Source organism: Kitasatospora cathayae (genome assembly GCF_027627435.1).
GTDB classification, from domain to species: domain Bacteria; phylum Actinomycetota; class Actinomycetes; order Streptomycetales; family Streptomycetaceae; genus Kitasatospora; species Kitasatospora cathayae.
Genome location: NZ_CP115450.1, coordinates 4,051,207 through 4,071,246, shown reverse-complemented (window position 1 = coordinate 4,071,246; position 20,040 = coordinate 4,051,207). Strand labels below are relative to the sequence as shown.

The window sequence follows — 20,040 nt, the reverse complement described above, 5'->3', positions numbered from 1 at the left end:
AGGACTCCAACCCCGTTCCCACCCTCCGTCCGCGCCCGCCCCAGGCCGGAGGGCCCCCGGAGCCGCCCCGGCTCCCCGCACCAGGAGGGCCGCCGTGCCGTTGTCCGACGACCAGCCGCACACCCGTACGCGGCTGCCGGTCGACGCACAGCCCTCCGCACCCCAGACCCTCCGTCAGTCACGACCACTGCGCACCCTGCTGACCGTCCTGGTGGTCGTCACCCTGCTCGTCGCCGCCATCTCCATCGCCAACCGCGGCAAACCCGGCACCGGCAGCGGCGGCGGCAGCTCCGCCGACCGCGCCGCCCCGGGCGCCGCCTCCGGCGCCGGTCCGGCCCCCAGCGGCGACCAGCCCGTCGGCACCACCGTCAACGGCATCGCCTCCGGCTTCCCGCACAGCGACCAGGGCGCCCAGTCCGCCGCCGCCAACTACGCGGTGGCGATCGGCTCCGCGGACATGTTCCGCACCGACAGCCGCCACACCATCGTCGCCACCATCGCCGACCCGGGGGCGGCGGCGGCGCTGCAGAGCCGGCTCGACCAGGGCTTCGGCGGCGACACCGCCGCCCGCTACGGCCTCGACGCCCAGGGCCGCGCCCCGAAGGGCCTCACCTTCGTCAGCCGCACCATCCCGGCCGGCACCAAGTCGACGGGCTACAGCGACGCGGACGCCAAGGTCGAGGTGTGGTGCGCCGGCCTCACCGGCCTCGCCGGCGAACGCTCCGTCCAGCCGGTGACCGCCAACTGGTTCACCCTCGCGCTCTCGCTCCACTGGACGGGAAGCGACTGGAAACTCACCGACTTCACCAGCAGGCAGGGCCCCGCGCCGATGCCCGGAGACCAGCAGGCCGCAACCGCCGAGGAGATCACCGGCGCCGTCCAGCAGTTCGGGGGGTTCCGCTATGCCCGTTGACCAGACCACGCACCGATCGACCGCACGCCGTGCGGGCACGGTGGTCGGCGCCTTGGTCACCCTGCAGGTGGCGGTGATGATGGCGGCCCAGCGGGTGTTCGCCGATCCGTCGCCGACCGCCACACCCACCTGCCAGAAAGTCGATCTCCCGATCCCGGGCAGCGATGCCGGCTGCGCTCCCAACGGAGCGGTCGTCATCCCCGGGAGCGGCGCCGTCAACAACGTCACCGACCCGCTCGGTTCGCTCGCCAAGGGCTGCGCCCAGGCGGCGGCCTGGGTGGTGCGGAACCTGTCGGGGGCGATCGACGGGACGACGTCGGTGGACTTCACCAACCAGTCGTTCCTGCAGCAGTACGCCGTGGTGTTCGCGGTGTCGACCGTGATCACGCTGGTGCTGTGGCTGCTGGCCGTGACCAAGCGGGCGGTGCGGGGGGCGCCGTTGACGACGGCGATCTCGGAGGCGGTCGGCTTCCTGTGGCTGACCGTGGTGGCCTCCGCGTTCACGCCGCTGATCCTGTACACCGTGGTGAGCGTGACGGACGGGCTGACCAAGGCGATCGCGGTCGGGACGAAGTCGGACACCGGGACGTACCTGGGCGGGTTCGCCGACACCCTGGAGAAGGGGAACGTCGGCGGCGGTCCGCTGATCCTGGTGATCGTGTCGCTGGTCGCGGTGCTGGCGGCGGCGGTGCTCTGGATCGAGCTGGTGATCCGGGCGGCGATGCTGTACGTGGGGGCGCTGCTGGGGACGGCGGTGTACGCGGGGCTGGTGGACCGGCAGTTGTGGAAGCACGTGCGCCGGTGGGCCGGGATGATGCTGGCGGTCGACCTGGCGAAGCCGATCATCGTGATCATCCTGGGTCTGGCGGGTGCGGTGGCGACCGGGGCCGGGGCCAACGACGACTTCGCCCGGGTGCTGTCCGGGCTGGCGATCCTGTTCCTGTCGATCTTCGCCAGCGCCGCGGTGTACCGCTTCGTCCCGACCTTCGGCGACGAGATGCTGAACATGCGCCGGGCCCGGGCCAGCGCGGTGCAGGCCGGCTCGGCGATGATCAACGGCACCGCGAACCTGATGAAGCAGGGCATCACCACCCACGGCGATCGCGGTCCGCAGGCGGCCGGCGGGGGTGGCGGTGCGGGCGGCGGTTCGGTGGCGCCCGGGATCGCCGCGCACGCCGGCCGGACGCCGGCCCCACCGCCGCAGGCCGGGCCGCCGCAGGCGGCCCCGGTTCCGATCCGCGACAGCAATCCAGCGAAGGGAGGGTGACGGGTAAGTGAGCAGCGAACCGCTCGGCCAGTACGGTGCCCAGTACGCCCAGCCGTACGTGCACCAGCGCCGCACCTACCTGATCGGCAAGGCCCGCCCGAACGCGCCGATCGGCCGGAACCGGGAGTCCGGCGAGATCCTGCTGATCATCTTCGGGGCGTTCCTCGGGATGCTCTGGGGCCTGTTGATGCCGGTCCTTCCGCTGCGGATCGCCGGTCTGCTCGGCTTGCCGCTGCTGGCCATCGCGGCGGTCTACGTGCCGTACCGCAAGCGGACGTTCTACAGGTGGGTGGAGATCAACCGCACCTACCGCCGGATGGTCCGCAGCGGGCGTTCGGTGTGGCGCTCGGACGCGATGGACGCGGGCACCCGGATGGACGGCCGGGAGGTGGAGATCGGCCCGCCGCCCGGCGTGGGGCGGCTGCGCTGGCTGACCGCGCCGTTCGGGCCGGACGAGGTCGGGGTGCTGATGCACCTGGAGCGGCGGACGGTGACGGCCGCGATCGAGATCGAGGGCCCGGGCGTCGGGCTGCGCGACTCGGAGGACCAGGAGGCCCTGGTCGACCGCTTCGGCACGCTGCTGAAGCACGTCGCCAACGGGGACGGCTTCGTGACCAGGCTGCAGATCCTGGCCCGCACCCTGCCGGCCGACCCGGACGCGCACGCCAAGGACGTGGAGCGGCGCGGCGACCACGACGCGCCGCGCTGGCTGCAGGAGTCGTACGACCAGCTGCAGTCGATGGTGTCGACCTCCTCGGAGCAGCACCGGGCGTACCTGGTGGCGTGCATGCACTACACCCGTGACCTGGCCGCCGAGGCGCACGCGATGGGCCGTACGGCGACCGGCGGGCGGGCCCGGGACGACGACGGGCTGGCGGCCGTGATGGCCCGCGAGCTGACCGACATCTGCGCCCGGCTGGCCGAGGCGGACATCCGGGTGCGCCAGCCGCTGGGCCAGGCCCGGTTGTCCTCGCTGCTGCACTCGATGTACGACCCGGACCACCCGATCGACCACATCCAGGCGATGTCCCGGCGCAACGCCTGGCCGGCCGAGCTGGACGCGACCCACCCGCAGTACCTGACGGCGAAGACCCGCGAGTCGGCGACCCGGGAGCCGTGGTGCCACGCCACCGCGTGGGTCAAGGAGTGGCCGCTGACCCCGGTGGGGGTCAACTTCCTGGCGCCGCTGCTGGTGCACACCCCGGACGTGATCCGGACGGTCGCGGTGACGATGGACCTGGAGCCCACCGACGTCGCGATCGAGCGGATGCTGACCGAGAAGACCAACGACGAGGCGGAGGCCAACCGCGCGGCCAAGATGAACCGCACGGTCGACCCGCGCGACCTGGCGCACACCGGCCGGGTGGACCAGCGCGGTGACGACCTGGCCTCCGGCGCGGCCGGGGTGAACCTGGTCGGCTACATCACGGTCTCCTCGCGCAACCCCGACGCGCTGGCCCGCGACAAGCGGACCATCCGGGCGTCGGCCGGCAAGAGCTACCTCAAGCTGGAGTGGTGCGACCGCGAGCACCACCGGGCCTTCGTCAACACCCTGCCGTTCGCCACCGGCATCCGCCGCTGACCGTCGCGACCGCCCCCGTCCCCCCGTACCACGCCCGTCCACCCCCTACTGCTGGCACCAGGAGGCCGCCCATGGCGCTCGGCAACCTCACCGACGCGTTCACCAGCCTGATGTTCGGCAAGGTGGAGACCACCCGGCTGCCGGTGCGCACCTCCACCGGGCAGGCGCAGGCGGTCTACCTGCCCACGGCCGCACCGGGGTTGGGCGACTCGGGGGTGATCATCGGGCGGGAGGTGTACAGCGGCAAGGGCTACGTGTACGACCCCTTCCAGCTGTACGGGCAGCAGCTGCCGGCCCCGCACTGGCTGGTGCTGGGGGAGTCCGGCAACGGCAAGTCGGCGCTGGAGAAGACCTACGTGCTGCGGCAGTTGAGGTTCCGCGACCGGCAGGTCGTGGTGCTCGACGCGCAGGGCGAGGACGGCGTGGGCGAGTGGAACCTGATCGCCAACGCGCTGGGCATAAAGTCGATCCGGCTGGACCCGATGGCGGCCCGGGACGGCGGGGTGAAGCTCAACCCGCTGGACCCGGCGATCACCCAGACCGGCCAGCTGTCGCTGCTGCGCACCATCATCGAGGTGGCGATGGGGCGCGGCCTGGAGGAGCGGGCGGGCTTCGCGCTGAAGGCCGCGCACGCCCACGTGGTGGCCACGGTGAAGGACCGTCAGCCGGTGCTGGACGACATCATCGACACCCTGCGCAGCCCCGAGCTGTCCTCGGTGGAGTCGCTGGGCGTGGCGGTGGACGAGGTGCAGTCCTGGGGCCTGGACGTGGCGCTGGTGCTGGACCGGCTGGTCGACGGTGACCTGCGCGGCATGTTCGACGGCCCGACCAGCGACGGCATCGACCTGGACGCGCCGCTGATCGTCTTCGACCTCTCGCACATCGACCGCAACTCGATCGCGATGCCGATCCTGATGGCGATCGTCGGGGTGTGGCTGGAGCACACCTGGATCCGGCCGGACCGGAAGAAGCGCATCTTCCTGGTCGAGGAGGCCTGGCACATCATCAACAGCCCCTTCGTGGCCCAGCTGTTCCAGCGGCTGCTGAAGTTCGGCCGCCGGCTCGGGCTCTCCTTCGTCGCCGTGGTGCACCACCTGTCGGACGTGGTGGACGGCGCGGCGGCCAAGGAGGCCTCGGCGATCCTGAAGATGGCCTCCACCCGGACGATCTACATGCAGAAGGCCGAGGAGGCGCGGGCCACCGGGCGGGTACTGGGGCTGCCGCGCTGGGCGGTGGAGATCATCCCGACCCTGTCGCCGGGCATCGCGGTGTGGGACGTCAACGGCAACGTCCAGGTGGTCAAGCACATCATTACCGACACCGAGCGGCCGCTGGTGTACACGGACCGTGCGATGACCGAGGACGCGGTGGCCGAACGGGAGCGGGCCGAGCGGCAGTTGGCGGCCGAACCGGGCGTCTGACCGGAGGTCCGACCGGGAGTCGACGCAGCGGCCCGACAGGCGTCGGAGGGATCGTGCGCAGGCTGCCCGTCCCGGCCCGGAGGCGATGGTTCGTCAGCAGGTGATCCTCTCGTTATGTCCGACGTCCTGACAGCTACGCGCGTTGACCCTAGGCTGCACTCGCGCAACTCATCGCCCGCGCGCCGGTGTCCTCCGCCGTCGCGCGGTCCTCCAAGGTGCAGGGGAACCTTTCATGCTCACCGTCAGATCACGACGGACGGCGCTCGCCGTCGTCGCCGCCGCAGGTCTGTTCGGCACGGTGGCCGTGCCGACGGCCGCTCAGGCCGCCGACGCCAACGCCAAGCGTCACAGGACCGTCAACCTCCAGCTGCTGGCGATCAACGACTTCCACGGAAACCTGGAGCCGCCGGCCGGCTCCTCCGGCACGATCAAGGAGGTCGATCCGGCCACCGGTCAGGTCGTCTCGACCCCGGCCGGCGGCATCGAGTACCTGGCCACCGAGCTGCGCAAGGCGCGGATCCCGGCCGACGACTCGATCACCGTCGCGGCCGGCGACATCGTCGGTGCCAGCCCCCTCACCTCGGCGTTGTTCCACGACGAGCCGACCATCGAGGCGATGGACGAGCTCGGCCTGGACGTCACCTCGGTCGGCAACCACGAGTTCGACCAGGGCGCGGCCGAGCTGCTGCGCAAGCAGGAGGGCGGCTGCCACCCGACCGACGGCTGCTACGAGCCCGGTCGGACCTTCAAGGGCGCCAACTTCAACTACCTGTCGGCCAACGTCACCGACGAGAAGACCGGCAAGACCCTGCTGCCGCCGTACTGGGTGACCAAGTCCCAGGGCGTGAAGATCGGCTTCATCGGCGTCACCCTGGAGGGCACGCCGAACATCGTGACCGCCGAGGGCGTCAAGGGCCTGAAGTTCGCCAACGAGGTCACCACGATCAACAAGTACGCCGCCGAGCTGAAGGCCGAGGGCGTCAACTCGATCGTCGCGCTGATCCACGAGGGCGGTTACCCGGCCAGCAGCGTCTACAACTACGACTGCGGCCCGGCCGGGCAGGGCATCTCCGGCCCGATCGTCGACATCGCCAGGAAGATCGACCCGGCGGTCGGCGCCATCGTCACCGGCCACACCCACAACGCGTACGCCTGCAGCATCCCCGACCCCAACGGCGTGCCGCGCTCGGTGACCAGTGCCGCCTCCTTCGGCCGGCTGTTCACCGAGATCGACATGAAGCTGGACAAGACCACCGGCGAGATCGTCCGCCCGTCGGTCAAGGCCGAGAACCACGTGGTGCGGCGCACGGTCGAGAAGGCCCCGGACATGACGGCGCTGATCGACCACTACGCCAAGCTGGCCGCCCCGATCGCCAACCGCCCGATCGGCTACATCTCCGCCGACATCAACGGCCGCGGCAGCAGTGACCTGGAGAAGCCGCTCGGCGACGTGATCGCCGACGCGCAGCTGGAGGCGCTCGCCCCAGCCGACAAGGGCGGGGCGCAGGTCGCCTTCATGAACCCCGGGGGCCTGCGCTCCGACCTGGTGTACAAGGCCTCGGGCGGTGAGGGCGACGGCGTGGTGACCTACGGGGAGGCGTTCACCGTCCAGCCGTTCACCAACATGATGCAGGTCAAGACGCTGACCGGGGCCCAGCTGGTCCAGCTGCTGCAGCAGCAGGTGAGCGGCCTCAACGGCGCGGCGCCGAAGGTCCTCCAGGTGTCCTCGAACCTGCACTACACCCTGGACATGCGCAAGACCGGCGCGGACCGGGTGGTGCTGGACTCGATCCGGCTGAACGGCGCGCCGGTCGACCCGGCCGCCAAGTACCGGGTCGCGGCCAACGAGTTCCTGGCCGGCGGCGGCGACGGCTTCCCGGCCTTCGCGGCCGGCACCGACAAGCTGGTCGGTGTCTCCGACCTGGCCGTCTTCACGGCCTACCTGGCGGCCCACAGCTCGGCCTCCTCGCCGCTGAAGCCGCCGGCGCAGGACCGGGTCAAGGTCCTCGGCCCGGGCAGCGACATCGACTGACCGTGAGCCGGGAATGAGGACGGGCGGGGCGCTGTCGGGGCGCCCCGCCCGTTCTGTTTCCCGTCTATTCGGGGGCGGGGCCGCCGGGCAGCCGGACGGTGGCCAGGGCGCCGGGGCCGCCGTCCTCGGCCGGGCCGAGGGCGACCTCGCCGCCCGCGTCCCGCACGCTCTGCGCGACGATCGACAGGCCGAGGCCGGAGCCCGGGAGCTGGCGCGAGGAGGGGGAACGCCAGAACCGGTCGAAGACGTACTGCAGCTCGTCCGGCGGAATGCCCGGACCGTGGTCGCGGACGGTCAGCACGCCCTGCTGGAGCCGGACTTCGATGGTGCCCCCGGGCGGGCTGTACTTGACCGCGTTGTCCAGCAGGTTGATCACGGCCCGCTCCAGGCCGGCCGCGTCGCCGTGCACGTACCAGGGCTCGGTGGTCGTCTCGAAGACCAGCCCGGGTCCGCGGAGCTTCGCCCGTTCGACGGCCCGGCCGGCGATCTCGTGCAGCGCGACCACGGTCAGGCTGGGGCCGGCCTTCGGGGTGTCGGGGCGGGACAGCTGCAGCAGGTCCCCGATCAGGACGGTGAGTTCCTGCATCTGCGCCTTCATGTTGCCCAGCAGCTTGGTCTTGGTCGCCGGGGGCAGCGGACGGCCGGTGTCGTCGCTGCGGATCAGCAGGTCGACGTTGGTGCGCAGCGAGGTGAGGGGCGTCCGCAGCTCGTGGCCCGCGTCGGCGATCAGCCGGGTCTGGCGCTCGCGGGAGTTGGCGAGGGCGGTGCTCATCGAGTTGAAGGAGGTGGAAAGGCGGGCGATCTCGTCGTCGCCGTGCACCGGGATGGTGGTGCCGACCTCCTCGGTGCGGGCGATGTGCTCGACGGCGTCGGTGAGTTGGTCGACGGGCTTGAGGGAGGAGTGGGCGACGAGGCGGCCGGCGACGGCGGCGAGGAGGATGCCGCCGAGGGAGACGGCGCCGAGGAGGATGGCGAGGCCCTGGAGGGAGTCCTCGACGGACTTGGTCGGTGTAGCCACCATCACCAGCACGGGCGGGAGACCGGGGCGGCGGAATACGGAGACTCGGACCATGGCGGGATCACCGTTGGTGTAGTGGCCGTCGCGGATGATCGATTGGCTGCCCGAGTGTTGGAGGGCCTCGATGTCACTTTTCTGGATTGCGATCGCGCTGCTGGCGCTCGGGGGTAGACAGACCTGGACCGGATCCGCCAGGACGTACTGGGTGTCCCGGGGGACGGGACCTCCCGTCACCTCGGGCGGAGCTGTCTGCACCTTCTGTAGTGCCGCCTCAGGTGTGCTGGGACAGGGGACGTGGAGGGTCACCCCTCGTGGAGCCGGCGCATTGCGTAGCTCCGTCTCCACCTGGCCGTAGAGCTGCTTGTGCACGATGAACCAGCAGGCCAGCGCCGACAGCGCGATCGCCACCGCCACCGCTGCCGCGCTCAGGAAGGTGAGGCGGCCGCGCAGCGAGCGGGAGCGGAGCCAGTGGACGATGCGCTGGCGGCGGCTGGGCACCACGCGCGGCGGAGCCAGCGGCGGCGGCGGAACAGCGTTCACGCGCCGGTGCCGGCGGCCGGGCGCAGGGCGTAGCCGACGCCTCGTACGGTCTGGATGAGCCGCGGCATGCCGCCCTGCTCGGTCTTGCGGCGCAGGTACATCACGTACACGTCCAGGGAGTTGGAGGAGGGCTCGAAGTCGAAGCCCCAGACCGCCTTGAGGATCTGCTCGCGGGTGAGGACCTGCCGGGGGTGGGCGAGGAACATCTCCAGCAGCATGAACTCGGTGCGGGTGAGTTCGACCGGCTTGCCGGCGCGGGTGACCTCGCGGGTGGCGGTGTTCATCCGCAGGTCGCCGAAGGCGAGGACCTCGCTGTCGTCCTCGGCGGCGGCGCGCGCGGCGGCCTCGGCGGCGAGGGCGTTGCGGCGCAGCAGGGCGCGGACGCGGGCGAGGAGTTCGTCGAGTTCGAAGGGCTTGGCGAGGTAGTCGTCGGCGCCGACGTCGAGGCCGGTGACGCGGTCGCCGACGGCGTCGCGGGCGGTGAGCATCAGCACGGGGACGGTGTCGCCGCGGGAGCGCATCCGGCGGACGGCGGTGAGGCCGTCCATCCGGGGCATCATGATGTCCAGCAGGACGAGGTCGGGCTTGTCGCGTTCGACGGACTCCAGGGCCTCGTAGCCGTCGGTGGCGGTGGCGACCTCGTAGCCCTCGAAGGCGAGGCTGCTCTCCAGGGCGTCCCGGAGGGCGGGTTCGTCGTCGACCACGAGGAGCCGGGCGGAGGGCTGGCCGGCCTCGGCGGGGGTGCGGTCGTCGGCGGACGGGGTCATGGGCTGGTGCCCTTTCTCGTTGTGTGGAGGGCCTGCTGGAAGCAATTGTCCGCCTCGCGGAGGTTACCGGCTCTCAGGGATTGTGGCTCACAGGCGCTCGCCGGCTTCGAGCTTCGGCAGGACCTGCTTGATGTCGTTGATCGGAATGGCGAAGCCGAGGCCGACGCTGCCGGCCGTGCTGCTGCCGCCGCCGGCGGTGGAGTTGGCGCCGTTGGGCGCGTACATGGCCGAGTTGATGGCGATGACCTGGCCGTTGGCGTTGATCAGCGGGCCGCCGGAGTTGCCGGGGTTGAGGGCGGCGTCGGTCTGGAAGGCCTTGTAGGTGGTGGTGTCGCCGCCGCCCTGCTGCTGCGGGAGGCTGCCGCGCAGGCCGGGCAGGTTGGGGAAGCCGAAGCCGCCGTTGCCGCTGGTGGTGCCCTCGTCGAGCTGGACGGTGACGTCGCGGTTCTCGGCGCTGATGATCCCGGAGGTGACGGTGCCGGTGAGGCCGTCGGGGTTGCCGATGGCGACGACGGGGTCGCCGACGGCCACGGTGGAGGAGTCGCCGAGGACGGCGGGGGTGAGGTTCCTGGCGCCGGTCGCGGTGATCACGGCGACGTCGAGGTTCTTGTCGGTGCCGGTGACGGTGGCGGGGGCGGTGGAGCCGTCCTTGAAGGTGACGGTGATCCGGCCGCCGGCGTTCGCGGTGTCGATCACGTGGTAGTTGGTGAGGATCTGGCCGCTGCCGTTCAGGACGACGCCGGTGCCGGTGGCGGTGCCGTTGCCGCTCTTGACGGTGATCTGGACGACGCTGGGCGAGACGGCGGCGGCGATGGCCGGCACGTTGGCGCTGCCGTCGGTGCGGGCGGAGACCGGGCTGGCGATGGTGCCGACCCTGGTGTCGGAGGACTGCCGGTCGGCGGCGACGACCCCGCCGGTGACCCCGCCGATGACGGCGGCGATCGCGGCGACGGCGGTGACCAGGGCGAGCCGTCCGCGCAGCAGGCCGCGCCGGGCGCGGTTGCCGTGGCCCTCGGGGCCCTCGGGGCCCTCGGCGGAGGGGTACCCGAGCAGGGTGGGCGGCTCGGGGGGCATGGGCGGGGGAGGGGGCGGTCCGTCGAAGCTGCCGCCGGAGTGGTCCTCGCGGTAGCCGTAGCCGTGGTCCTGACCGTACCCGGTGCGCGGGTCGGTGCTGCCGGCGCCGCCGCCGAGCACGGTGCCCTCGATGATGCGGGGCTGCTCGTACGGGCCGTAGTGCTCGTCGGGGTGCTGCTGCTGTTCGCTCATGCCGACCAAGCTCCGCCTGGTGGATGAGGGCTGGATGAGAAGCGGCTCAGAACGCCCCGAGAAGCGCGTTGACTTCTCATAAAGCCTGGTCAGGCCGCCTGTGGAGCGGAATCGGCGGCTCCGCTCCGGGCTACTCCGGCAGCGCCCGGCCGGGCGCGGCGCCGTCGCAGCCGCAGGAACGGCGGATGACCAGGCGGGACGGGAACTTGCGGACCCGCTCGGTGTCCGATCCGGGCACCATCAGGGAGTCGTCCAGCACCAGGTCCACGGCGGCCCGGGCCATCGCGTCGCGGTCGGAGGCGACGGTGGTCAGCGGCGGGTCGGCGAGCGCGGCCTCGGGCACGTCGTCGAAGCCGGCCACCGCGAGGTCCTCGGGGACCCGCAGGCCGACCTCGCGGGCGGCCCGCAGCACGCCGATGGCCTGGTCGTCGGTGGAGCAGAAGATCGCCCGCGGCCGGTCCGGCCGGCGCAGCACGCCGAGCGCGACGTCGTACGCGCCGTAGCGGTGGAAGGGCGCGTCGATCAGGTGCGGCGCGGTGGGGACGCCGTGGGCGTCCATGGCGCGCTGCCAGCCCTCGACGTGGTCGATGACCGGGTCGCCGGGGGCGGGGGACTCCACCGGGCCGCCGAAGCAGGCCACGTACGGGTGCCCGTGCACCTCCAGCAGGTGGCGGACGACGGCCTCGGCGCCGCCCACGTCGTCGGTGACCACCGCGACGTCGTCGATCGCCTCGGGGCGGCGGTGCAGCAGCACCACCTTCGCCCCCTCCATCGCGGCGAACTCCTCGGCGGCGCGCTGCGAGGGGCCCTGGCTGACCAGGATCAGGCCGGAGACCCGCATGCCGAGGAAGGCGCGGACGTAGTGGACCTCGCGGTCGTCGACGTAGTCGGAGTTGCCGATCAGCACGAGCTTGCCGCGCTCGGAGGCGGCCCGTTCGACGGCGTGGGCCATCTCGGCGAAGAAGGGCTGGCGGGCGTCGGGGACGACCATGCCGATCAGGTTGGTCCGCCGGGAGGCCATCGCCTGGGCGACGCTGTTCGGCCGGTAGCCGAGCTGCTCGATCGCCGCGAGGACCTTCTCCCGGGTCGCGGGCGCGACCGGGCGCGGCCCGTTGTTGATCACGTAGCTGACGACCGCCGTCGAGGTCCCAGCCAGTCGGGCTACATCGTCGCGCGTCACCTTGGCCACGGGGGGAGTCTACGCGTGTGGCCACCGGGGCGGCAGTGGGACCTGAGGCCGTTCCGGTGGCACACCGGGAGCAATCCGGACGAGCCGGGCGTGGGCGGGCCCGGTGGCCCGCCAGACCCGCCGGGCCCGCCCGGCCGCCGGATCAGGCCTCGAGCGGGGCCGAGGGGCGCTGGGCGAGGTCCGGGCGCTCGCTCTTCTCGGGCTTCTCCGGGACGACGAAGCGGTAGCCGACGTTGCGCACGGTACCGATCAGCTGCTCGTGCTCGACGCCGAGCTTGGCGCGCAGCCGCCGGACGTGCACGTCCACCGTCCGGGTGCCGCCGAAGTAGTCGTAGCCCCAGACCTCCTGCAGCAGCTGGGCCCGGGTGAAGACCCGGCCGGGGTGCTGGGCGAGGTACTTGAGCAGCTCGAACTCCTTGAAGGTGAGGTCGAGTGCCCGGCCCTTGAGCTTGGCGGAGTAGGTGGCCTCGTCGACCGAGAGGTCGCCGTTGCGGATCTCCATCGGGCTGTCGTCGACGGCGACCTGGAGACGGCCGAGCGCGAGCCGCAGCCGGGCCTCGACCTCGGCCGGGCCGGCGGTGTCCAGCAGGACGTCGTCGATGCCCCATTCGGCGGTCACGGCGGCCAGGCCGCCCTCGGTGACCACCAGGATCAGCGGACAGCCGATGCCGGTCGAGCGCAGCAGCTGGCACAGGCTGCGGATCTGCGGCAGGTCGCGCCGTCCGTCGACCAGGATGACGTCCGCGCTGGGGGTGTCCACCAGGGCCGAGCCCTCGGCGGGCGCTACCCGGACGTTGTGCAGCAGCAGGCCGAGGGCCGGCAGCACTTCGGCGGACGGCTGCAGCGCGTTGGTGAGGAGGAGGAGAGAACTCATACCCGGTGGTCCCCTTTCCGGGTCGTCGCGGATGCGTCCCGGCTGCCGCCGCAGCCGGAGGGCGCAGGTGCTGAGGGGAGGGGGGAGGACGCCCGGGCGGCTTCGGGGGAGCGCGTGGCGCACCGGGGGTCCCGCAACCCCTGGCGCACCGTTCCTGCCCTGCTCATCCCGCGAACCCTCCGGTCTGGTCCGGTCCCGGGTGGCGGCCCGGCGCCGGGTGGCGACACCCCGCCGGGCCGGCACGTCCTTGTGCCGCGAGAGGCGGGGCGGTTCCTGCGGCGCGCCGGGGGTGGGCCGGCGAATCGCACGAACGTCCGTACTGGCGTCCTGAAAGCACAAAAGGACCCGGGGGCGACTCTGCCCGGATCCCTCTTGGAGGTCGAGGATAGCCGACCGCTCTGCGCACCGGGAGTGCGCGAATCCGGCGGTTCGCCCAATCCGGGCGCGCGCGGGGTGAGTCTGGACACAGCTTCGAGCGCCGCACTGCGCCGGTCCGGCCAGGGCGATTGCCGCTCGGACCGGCGGACACGCCATCATGGGACGCACATCGGCGGCGCTGACCGGTTCCATCGTTCGGGTGGTCGGGCGGGCGCTCCGGTGGCGAGCCGGACCGGGCCACCGGGGCCGGGCGAGGACGAACGGAAGGGGTGGCCCGATGGGCGCGACCACCGAGCCCGCGAGCGGCGCCCGGGCGCGCGGGACGATCCGCTACTGGGCGGCGGCGAAGTCCGAGGCCGGCCTGGCCGAGGAGCCGTACGAGGCGGCGACCCTGGCGGAGGCGCTGGCGGCGGCCAAGGAGCGGCACGCCGACCGGCCGAAGCTCGTCCGGCTGCTCGGGCACTGCTCGTACCTGGTCGACGGCGCGCAGGTGGGCGGCCGGGACCACGCGACCGTGGCCCTGACCGAGGGCGGGACGGTCGAGGTCCTCCCGCCGTTCGCGGGAGGCTGAGCGGCGTGACGGACATGACCAACCCGAACCAGGGCGGCGGTTACGGCAACTGGCCGCAGCAGCCCCATCCGCCCCATCCGCATCCGCAGCAGCCGCCGCAGCACCCGTACGGCTATCCGGTGGACGACGAGGCCGCGACCACGCTGCTGCCGCCGGTGCCGGCGTTCGACGACGAGGCCGCGACCACGCTGTTGCCGCCCGTCCCGCCGCTGGCCGACGACGCGGCGGCCACCGCGCTGCTGCCGCCGGTGCGGGTCTCCGGTGCGATGCCGGTCGCCCCGCCGCAGCACCTCGGGCAGCCGCCGGTGCAGCAGCCCCCGATGCAGCGGTCCCCGGTGCAGCAGCGCCCTGTGCAGCCGCAGCCGCCGCAGCAGCCCTCCCGGGCGCGGCACGCGGCGCCGGTGCCGCCGCCCGCCCCGCAGCAGGCCGCGCCCGCCGCAGGGATGCCCCCGGTGCCGCCGCCCGCCGCCGGGCCCGGCTTCGACCCGCCGACCATGACGCTCAAGCGCCCGGACGCCCCCGCCGCCGCGCCCTACGGGTCCGCCCCGCCGTACGGCGCCCTCCCGGCGCAGCCGGTGCCGGCGGCCGCGCCGAGCGCCGTCCCGGGCGGCCGGACCGGTTCGCCGATCATCGACCCGGGCCTGCAGCCCGCCCTGATCACCGCCGGCGCGGCCGCGCTGCTGGCCGGTGGTGCGGCGCTGGGGCAGGTGGCGCTGGCGCTGGTGGTCGCGCTGCTGCAGCTGCTGACGGCGGCCGGCTGGTTCCGGCTGAACGGGATGTGGCCGGCCCGGCAGGGCATCCTGCTCGCCGCGCTGGCCGGATTCACCGCGGACGCGGCCGTGTTGCTGGCGGACTCGAACGGCGGCGTGGCGGCCGTGGTGGGCACCCTGGGCGGGTTCTTCCTGCTGGTCCTGGTGCTGCAGACGTTCCGCCCGTCGGATCCCAAGGAGCGGTTCTACGCGCTGACGGTGCTGGGTTCGGCCACCGTGGTGACGGCGCTGTGCACCACGCTGCTGCTGGCCGAGTGGGTGCCGGCCGGGGTGGGGGCGGTTGCGCTGGCCACGCTGCTGGCGGCGGCTCCGCTGCCCGGTCCGAAGCAGCTGGGCCCGGTGCTGGGCCTGGTCGCGGCGGTGCTGCTGGGCTTCCTGGTGGGCGCGCCGGTGGCGCTGGGGGCGCTCGCCGGGCTGGGTGCGCTGGTCGGCCGCCGGGTCGCGGCGTACGACTTCCCGTCCCGCTTCGTGCACATGACGGCGGGCGTGGCGCTGCCGCTGGCGGTGGCCGCGCCGCTGATCTGGATGGCCACCGACCTGCTGGCCGGCTGAGCCGGGTGGGTCACGACCGCGTCCCGCCCCGGAACCACGTTCCGGGGCGGGACGTCGTACGGTCGTGCGGAAGGGGCCGCGTCCGGGCGGCTCCGGGACGGGACGGTTCCGGGACGGCGAAGGCTCCGGGGCGGCGACGGACCGCAGTGGACGACGACAGCGACCGGCGACGACGGGGGACACGATGCGCGGATGGCTGAAGGCGACGATCGCCCTGGTGGTGCTCTCCGGGCTGCTGGTGGGCGCGGACCGGATCGCGGTCGGCGTGGCCGAGGACGAGGCCGCCGACCAGCTGGTGAAGAGCGGCCAGATGAGCCGGCGGCCGGACGTCACGATCGAGGGCTTCCCGTTCCTGACCCAGGTGGTCTCGAAGAAGCTGGACGACGTCCGGATCTCCTCGGACGGCCTGACCGTCCGGAACGACGGCCAGCAGGTGGCGCTGCACTCCTTCAGGGCCAAGCTCTCCGGGGTGGAGGTGAGCGACAGCCTGAACAGCGCCACCGTGGACAGCGGCACCGGCAGCGGTGTGATCAGCTACCAGGACCTCGCCCAGCTGCTGCCCCCGGCCTCCCAGTTGATGGGCGGCGCCCCGCTGCCGGGCGGCGGCAACTCCCGGCTGAGCCTGTCGTACGGCGGTCCGGGCAAGGTCAAGGCCTCGCTGGGGCCGGTCTCGGTGGGTGAGGCCACCGTGCACAACGAAGGCAACACCATCACCGTGGACGGCCTCAAGCTGAGCTCGCTGGCCGAGATGTTCGCCGGGCTCACCAACCGGAAGGTCGAGCCGGCCAGTTTCACCCTGGACTCGATGCCGGCCGGGCTGAAGCTGGCCGCGAAGGACGGCGTGACGCCGCTGCCGGAGGGCCTCCAGCTGTCCTTCGAGGGCAAGGGCGTCAAGCTGCTGGGGTGACCCCGGCCCGCCGTCCCGAGGCACCGGGTTCCCGTTCCGCTCCGCGAGACGCGCTGTCCAGCGCGGCGCGCGGAGCGGTGTCGTTTCCGCCCGTTGTGTGCCGCCGGCGGAAGCCCGGCCGGGGCCGGGCCGGGCACCCGAAGGTCAAATCCCGCCATTCGGGCGTTTCGATCTCGGCATTCGATACGCTGATGACAGCGGGCCTCCGGTGTCCCTAGCATCGTCGGCATGAAGCGACAGACGGATCTCACGAAGCGGCGGGCGGTCGACCTGTGCCGCGTGGCCGCCTGTCTGTGTCGAATGCGCTAAGTCGGCATCCTGGCAGGGCAGTTGACGCCCGCCGCCGATCTCTCCGGTGACCTCGCCCGGCTCTTCGGGCCGTTGGTCGCCGCCGTGCCCCGCACTCCCCGCCCGGTCGTCCCGGCTCCGTCCCTCCGTCCCGTCATTCGGACAGGATTTCGGACGGGAATTCGGACCGCGCCCCTCCGGGCAGCCCTGCAGCACCCGCTGAGCAGCACCTTCCGCAAACCGCCCACGGATGGAGAACACCACCATGAGCCGCAGCGACGTCCTGGTCGACGCCGACTGGGTCCAGGCCCACCTGGACGACCCGAAGGTCGTCATCGTCGAGGTCGACGAGGACACCTCCGCCTACGACAAGAACCACATCCGCAACGCCGTCCGGATCGACTGGAAGAAGGACCTCCAGGACCCGGTCCGCCGCGACTTCATCGACCAGGCCGGCTTCGAGGCGCTGCTCAGCGCCAAGGGCATCGCCAACGACGACACCGTCGTCCTCTACGGCGGCAACAACAACTGGTTCGCCTCCTACGCCTACTGGTACTTCAAGCTGTACGGCCACGGCGACGTCCGCCTGCTGGACGGCGGCCGCAAGAAGTGGGAGCTGGACTCCCGCGACCTGGTCTCCGAGGTCCCGGCCCGCCCGGCCACCGAGTACACCGCCCAGGCCGCCGACTCCTCGATCCGCGCCTTCCGCGACGACGTGGTCGCCGCCATCGGCAACCTCAACCTGGTCGACGTCCGCTCGCCCGACGAGTTCTCCGGCAAGCTGCTCGCCCCGGCCCACCTCCCGCAGGAGCAGTCGCAGCGCCCCGGCCACGTGCCGAGCGCCCGCAACATCCCGTGGGCCAAGAACGCCAACGACGACGGCACCTTCAAGAGCGACGAGGAGCTCAAGGCCCTGTACGAGGCCGAGGGCATCGACCTGGCGAAGGACACCATCGCGTACTGCCGCATCGGCGAGCGCTCCGCGCTCACCTGGTTCGTGCTGCACGAGCTGCTCGGCCAGCAGAACGTCAAGAACTACGACGGTTCGTGGACCGAGTACGGCAGCCTGGTCGGCGTGCCGATCGAGCTCGGCAGCAACTGAGCCCCCCGGCTCGACCCGTAAGTCAGAAGGGAACATCAGACATGTGCGGTGCGAAGGCCGGCGGCCCGGACCTGGCAGGAGTTGACGTGGCGAACGAGACGATCATCCAGGGTTCGGTGACCCGAGACGGCGAGCCGGTCAACGGCTACGTCCGGCTGCTGGACGAGGGCGGCGAGTTCACGGCCGAGGTCCCCACCTCGGCGACCGGCCAGTTCCGGTTCTTCGCCCGCCCGGGCAAGTGGACCCTGCGGGCGCTGGTCCCGGGCCAGACCGTGGACCGTCAGGTGGTGGCCTCCCGGGGCACCGCCGTCGAGGTCGCGATCGCGGTCTGACCAGGCCGGACGATCACGCCGAGGGCCCCTGCCGCGCAGGGGCCCTCGGCCGTACCGTGGAAGACGTGCAGACGAGGCGCCGGCGGCGCTACTACTACGCCATGATGGGCGTGTGCCTGGGCCTGTTCGTCCTGGCCTGGGGCGTGGTGCGGTTCTTCTCGGTGGGCGCCGCGGTGGGCCTGTGCGTGGTCGCGATGGTCATCCCGCCCGCCGCGGCGGTGTTCGCCAACAAGCGGGACCCGGACGACGACTGGTGGAACGACCCGCGCTGGGACGACCCGAAGTGGGACGACCCCGGTCACGACCGGGACCGCCCCGACCACGAGCCGCGCGACAAGCCGCAGTAGGCGGGCTCAGTAGACGAGCGCCTGGACGCCGTCCGCCGTGATCTCGCTGACGAAGACCTGCGCGCCCGCGATCCGGACACCCTCGACGGTGTCCTTCTGCTCGATCCCGCGCCGGGCCGCGCACTGGGTGCACAGCGTCACCGAGCCGGCCGCCAGGATCGACTCCAGCAGGTCCGGCAGCGGCGCGGCGTGCGGCAGCTCGAACTCCGCCGCCCTCCCCGGCAGGGCGAACCAGGAGGACTCCCCGGTCAGCCAGAGCGAGACCTCGATCCCGCTGGCGACGGCCACGGCCGCCACCGTGAAGGCCTGCGAGCACCGCTCCGGCGCGTCCGCCCCGGCGGTGACCTTGATGACGAGCTTCTTCGACATGGCGCCACCTTAGAGGTCATGCCGCTCCAGCCTGCCGTCATCCCGGAATCCCTTGGGCAAACCTTGGACGGCGGGGTGGCGCGGGGCGCGAAACCCGACGTGGTGGGGCTCACCGCGACCGGCGGTAACACGCCGGATAGAGTGAGCGCGAGCAAAATCCACCACTCTCTCTCCGCCTGGGAGTCCCCCGTGACCGGTCTCGAATGGTTCTTCGATGGTCTGCTGGCCCTGATGGCCGTGCTGATCACCTGGTTCGCCATCTTCTCGGTGATGAAGCTGTACCAGGGCCAGCGCTGACCCTGCCGTACGGTTGAGGCAGACCGCACCGACCACGACAGCGACCAGGAACATGATCGAGATCCCCTCTGACCTCCACAGGGACGTCGTCCCGCTCGCCTTCCTCCTCGGTACCTGGGAGGGCGCGGGCGTGTACGACTTCCCCGGCACGGAGAAGTGCAACTTCGGCCAGGAGATCGTGATCCGGCACGACGGCCGCCCCTTCCTGGAGTTCCGCTCCCGCACCTGGGTGCTGAACGAGGAGGGCGAGAAGGTCCGTCCGCTGGAGAACGAGCACGCGTTCTGGCGCATCACCAGCAACCACGACGGCACCACCGGCGCCCGCGGGATCGAGATCTCCTCCGTCCGCGACGACGGCACGGTCGAGATCTGGTACGGCGAGCTGGCCGACGGCAAGCCGCAGGTCGACGTCTCCACCGACGCGGTGGCCCGGATCGAGGGCTCCCCGGAGTACTCCGGCGGCAAGCGGCTGTACGGCTTCGTCAACGGCGAGCTGCTCTGGGTCGGCGAGAAGGCCGCCCCGAACGTGCCGCTGCGCCCGTACATGTCCGCGCAGCTGAAGAAGGTGCTCAGCCCGGCCCAGCTGATCAAGGACATCAACGACCTGCCGGACGACGGCATCGCATTCTTCAAGTAGGCACGGCTCGAACAAGCACGGCTCAAGTGGCACGGCCCGAGCGGGCACGGCTCACCGAGCCGCCGCATACCCGTGCACGAGGTAGGGACCGGCCCCCGGCCGGTCCCTACACTTGCCTCAGGACCCCGACCTTGGCAGGGACAGAACCGTGGCGGACACCGGCACCACCGACTGGCAGCTCTCCGGCGACTGGAAGGCCGACCTGCGCGAGCGCGGCTACCGGCTCACGCCGCAGCGGCAGCTCGTGCTGGAGGCCGTGGACGTCCTCGACCACGCCACCCCCGACGACATCCTCTGCCACGTCCGCAAGACCGCCAGCGGCGTCAACATCTCCACCGTCTACCGGACCCTGGAGCTGCTGGAGGAGCTGGGCCTGGTCTCGCACGCCCACCTCGGCCACGGCGCCCCGACCTACCACCTGGCCGGCCGCCACCACCACCTGCACCTGGTCTGCCGGGACTGCGAGAAGGTCACCGAGACCGGCACCGAGATCGCCCAGCCGCTGATCGACCGGCTGCGCGAGGAGCACGGTTTCGACACCGATCTCAAGCACTTCGCCATCTTCGGCCGCTGCGCCGACTGCACCGCGAAGCGGGCGGACGACCGGTCGTAAGCTGGCCG

21 protein-coding genes are annotated in these 20,040 nt (G+C 72.2%); 15 read left to right on the top strand and 6 right to left on the bottom strand.

All coding sequences use genetic code 11. The features are described from left to right. The first annotated feature begins 94 nt into the window (after nucleotides 1–94). The 5 genes from O1G21_RS17975 to O1G21_RS17955 all read left to right on the top strand — a co-directional run bounded on the left by O1G21_RS17975 (nucleotide 95) and on the right by O1G21_RS17955 (nucleotide 7,215). Nucleotides 95–913 (top strand): hypothetical protein, encoded by an 819-nt coding sequence (locus O1G21_RS17975; protein ID WP_270145064.1) that lies wholly within the window; start codon nucleotides 95–97, stop codon nucleotides 911–913. Beyond that, nucleotides 903–2,180 (top strand): hypothetical protein, encoded by a 1,278-nt coding sequence (locus O1G21_RS17970; RefSeq protein WP_270145062.1) that lies wholly within the window; start codon nucleotides 903–905, stop codon nucleotides 2,178–2,180. Before O1G21_RS17975 ends, O1G21_RS17970 begins: the two co-directional genes overlap by 11 nt. A 7-nt stretch (nucleotides 2,181–2,187) precedes the next feature. Beyond that, entirely contained in the window at nucleotides 2,188–3,762 is a 1,575-nt protein-coding gene (locus O1G21_RS17965; RefSeq protein WP_270145060.1) for an SCO6880 family protein, read from the top strand. A gap of 71 nt (nucleotides 3,763–3,833) precedes the next feature. Beyond that, a complete protein-coding gene (locus O1G21_RS17960) occupies nucleotides 3,834–5,183 on the top strand; it encodes an ATP-binding protein (RefSeq protein WP_270145058.1) in 1,350 nt (449 codons plus the stop codon). A gap of 232 nt (nucleotides 5,184–5,415) precedes the next feature. After that, the gene (locus O1G21_RS17955; protein WP_270145056.1) at nucleotides 5,416–7,215 is read left to right on the top strand and encodes a bifunctional metallophosphatase/5'-nucleotidase; all 1,800 of its coding nucleotides are present in this window, start codon (nucleotides 5,416–5,418) and stop codon (nucleotides 7,213–7,215) included. Nucleotides 7,216–7,279: 64 nt separating this feature from the next. Here the strand turns inward: O1G21_RS17955 and O1G21_RS17950 are convergent, their stop codons facing one another. The 5 genes from O1G21_RS17950 to O1G21_RS17930 form a co-directional block, all read right to left on the bottom strand. Further along, entirely contained in the window at nucleotides 7,280–8,773 is a 1,494-nt protein-coding gene (locus O1G21_RS17950; RefSeq protein ID WP_333493473.1) for a HAMP domain-containing sensor histidine kinase, read from the bottom strand. Next, the gene (locus tag O1G21_RS17945; protein WP_270145054.1) at nucleotides 8,770–9,540 is read right to left on the bottom strand and encodes a response regulator transcription factor; all 771 of its coding nucleotides are present in this window, start codon (nucleotides 9,538–9,540) and stop codon (nucleotides 8,770–8,772) included. The genes O1G21_RS17950 and O1G21_RS17945 overlap by 4 nt, the downstream gene beginning before the upstream one ends. An 87-nt stretch (nucleotides 9,541–9,627) precedes the next feature. Continuing rightward, complete coding sequence (locus tag O1G21_RS17940) at nucleotides 9,628–10,806, bottom strand: S1C family serine protease (protein ID WP_270145052.1); 1,179 nt, start codon at nucleotides 10,804–10,806, stop codon at nucleotides 9,628–9,630. A 130-nt stretch (nucleotides 10,807–10,936) separates the two neighbouring features. Beyond that, the gene (locus O1G21_RS17935) at nucleotides 10,937–11,995 is read right to left on the bottom strand and encodes a LacI family DNA-binding transcriptional regulator (RefSeq protein ID WP_270145051.1); all 1,059 of its coding nucleotides are present in this window, start codon (nucleotides 11,993–11,995) and stop codon (nucleotides 10,937–10,939) included. A 142-nt stretch (nucleotides 11,996–12,137) separates the two neighbouring features. Continuing rightward, entirely contained in the window at nucleotides 12,138–12,869 is a 732-nt protein-coding gene (locus O1G21_RS17930; protein ID WP_270145049.1) for a response regulator transcription factor, read from the bottom strand. Between the two features lie 655 nt (nucleotides 12,870–13,524). Between O1G21_RS17930 and O1G21_RS17925 the strand changes: the two genes are divergently transcribed. The 7 genes from O1G21_RS17925 (at nucleotide 13,525) to O1G21_RS17900 (ending at nucleotide 18,116) form a co-directional block, all read left to right on the top strand. Then, entirely contained in the window at nucleotides 13,525–13,818 is a 294-nt protein-coding gene (locus O1G21_RS17925) for a MoaD/ThiS family protein (RefSeq protein ID WP_270145048.1), read from the top strand. 5 nt (nucleotides 13,819–13,823) lie between these two features. Further along, nucleotides 13,824–15,140 (top strand): hypothetical protein, encoded by a 1,317-nt coding sequence (locus tag O1G21_RS17920; RefSeq protein WP_270145046.1) that lies wholly within the window; start codon nucleotides 13,824–13,826, stop codon nucleotides 15,138–15,140. 184 nt (nucleotides 15,141–15,324) lie between these two features. After that, a complete protein-coding gene (locus tag O1G21_RS17915) occupies nucleotides 15,325–16,047 on the top strand; it encodes an LmeA family phospholipid-binding protein (protein WP_270145044.1) in 723 nt (240 codons plus the stop codon). Nucleotides 16,048–16,275: 228 nt separating this feature from the next. Then, nucleotides 16,276–16,356 (top strand): Ms5788A family Cys-rich leader peptide, encoded by an 81-nt coding sequence (locus tag O1G21_RS41805; RefSeq protein ID WP_350517234.1) that lies wholly within the window; start codon nucleotides 16,276–16,278, stop codon nucleotides 16,354–16,356. 244 nt (nucleotides 16,357–16,600) lie between these two features. Beyond that, complete coding sequence (locus O1G21_RS17910) at nucleotides 16,601–17,437, top strand: sulfurtransferase (RefSeq protein WP_270145042.1); 837 nt, start codon at nucleotides 16,601–16,603, stop codon at nucleotides 17,435–17,437. Between the two features lie 41 nt (nucleotides 17,438–17,478). Beyond that, entirely contained in the window at nucleotides 17,479–17,769 is a 291-nt protein-coding gene (locus O1G21_RS17905) for a DUF1416 domain-containing protein (RefSeq protein WP_270145040.1), read from the top strand. A gap of 65 nt (nucleotides 17,770–17,834) precedes the next feature. Then, nucleotides 17,835–18,116, top strand: a complete 282-nt coding sequence (locus O1G21_RS17900) for a DUF3099 domain-containing protein (protein WP_270145038.1) — start codon at nucleotides 17,835–17,837, stop codon at nucleotides 18,114–18,116. Between the two features lie 6 nt (nucleotides 18,117–18,122). Here O1G21_RS17900 and O1G21_RS17895 read toward each other — a convergent pair whose 3' ends face one another. Further along, nucleotides 18,123–18,485 carry a DsrE family protein gene (locus tag O1G21_RS17895; RefSeq protein WP_030288986.1) on the bottom strand — a complete coding sequence of 121 codons (363 nt, stop codon included), beginning with the start codon at nucleotides 18,483–18,485 and terminating at the stop codon, nucleotides 18,123–18,125. Nucleotides 18,486–18,503: 18 nt separating this feature from the next. Here O1G21_RS17895 and O1G21_RS17890 point away from each other — a divergent pair, with 18 nt between their 5' ends. The 3 genes from O1G21_RS17890 to O1G21_RS17880 all read left to right on the top strand — a co-directional run bounded on the left by O1G21_RS17890 (nucleotide 18,504) and on the right by O1G21_RS17880 (nucleotide 20,032). Further along, a complete protein-coding gene (locus O1G21_RS17890; protein ID WP_270145035.1) occupies nucleotides 18,504–18,782 on the top strand; it encodes a hypothetical protein in 279 nt (92 codons plus the stop codon). 52 nt (nucleotides 18,783–18,834) lie between these two features. After that, nucleotides 18,835–19,419: an FABP family protein gene (locus O1G21_RS17885; protein WP_270145033.1), complete on the top strand. Its 585-nt coding sequence runs from the start codon at nucleotides 18,835–18,837 to the stop codon at nucleotides 19,417–19,419. Nucleotides 19,420–19,567: 148 nt separating this feature from the next. After that, nucleotides 19,568–20,032 (top strand): Fur family transcriptional regulator, encoded by a 465-nt coding sequence (locus O1G21_RS17880; RefSeq protein ID WP_270145032.1) that lies wholly within the window; start codon nucleotides 19,568–19,570, stop codon nucleotides 20,030–20,032. Nucleotides 20,033–20,040: the final 8 nt, after the last annotated feature.

Coding starts and splice junctions, on each gene's coding strand:
- O1G21_RS17970 (WP_270145062.1), top strand. CDS start 903: ATGCCCGTTGACCAGACCACGCACCGATCGACCGCACGCCGTGCGGGC.
- O1G21_RS17960 (WP_270145058.1), top strand. CDS start 3,834: ATGGCGCTCGGCAACCTCACCGACGCGTTCACCAGCCTGATGTTCGGC.
- O1G21_RS17955 (WP_270145056.1), top strand. CDS start 5,416: ATGCTCACCGTCAGATCACGACGGACGGCGCTCGCCGTCGTCGCCGCC.
- O1G21_RS17945 (WP_270145054.1), bottom strand. CDS start 9,540: ATGACCCCGTCCGCCGACGACCGCACCCCCGCCGAGGCCGGCCAGCCC.
- O1G21_RS17940 (WP_270145052.1), bottom strand. CDS start 10,806: ATGAGCGAACAGCAGCAGCACCCCGACGAGCACTACGGCCCGTACGAG.
- O1G21_RS17930 (WP_270145049.1), bottom strand. CDS start 12,869: ATGAGTTCTCTCCTCCTCCTCACCAACGCGCTGCAGCCGTCCGCCGAA.
- O1G21_RS17925 (WP_270145048.1), top strand. CDS start 13,525: ATGGGCGCGACCACCGAGCCCGCGAGCGGCGCCCGGGCGCGCGGGACG.
- O1G21_RS17915 (WP_270145044.1), top strand. CDS start 15,325: ATGCGCGGATGGCTGAAGGCGACGATCGCCCTGGTGGTGCTCTCCGGG.
- O1G21_RS41805 (WP_350517234.1), top strand. CDS start 16,276: ATGAAGCGACAGACGGATCTCACGAAGCGGCGGGCGGTCGACCTGTGC.
- O1G21_RS17910 (WP_270145042.1), top strand. CDS start 16,601: ATGAGCCGCAGCGACGTCCTGGTCGACGCCGACTGGGTCCAGGCCCAC.
- O1G21_RS17905 (WP_270145040.1), top strand. CDS start 17,479: ATGTGCGGTGCGAAGGCCGGCGGCCCGGACCTGGCAGGAGTTGACGTG.
- O1G21_RS17895 (WP_030288986.1), bottom strand. CDS start 18,485: ATGTCGAAGAAGCTCGTCATCAAGGTCACCGCCGGGGCGGACGCGCCG.
- O1G21_RS17890 (WP_270145035.1), top strand. CDS start 18,504: ATGCCGCTCCAGCCTGCCGTCATCCCGGAATCCCTTGGGCAAACCTTG.
- O1G21_RS17885 (WP_270145033.1), top strand. CDS start 18,835: ATGATCGAGATCCCCTCTGACCTCCACAGGGACGTCGTCCCGCTCGCC.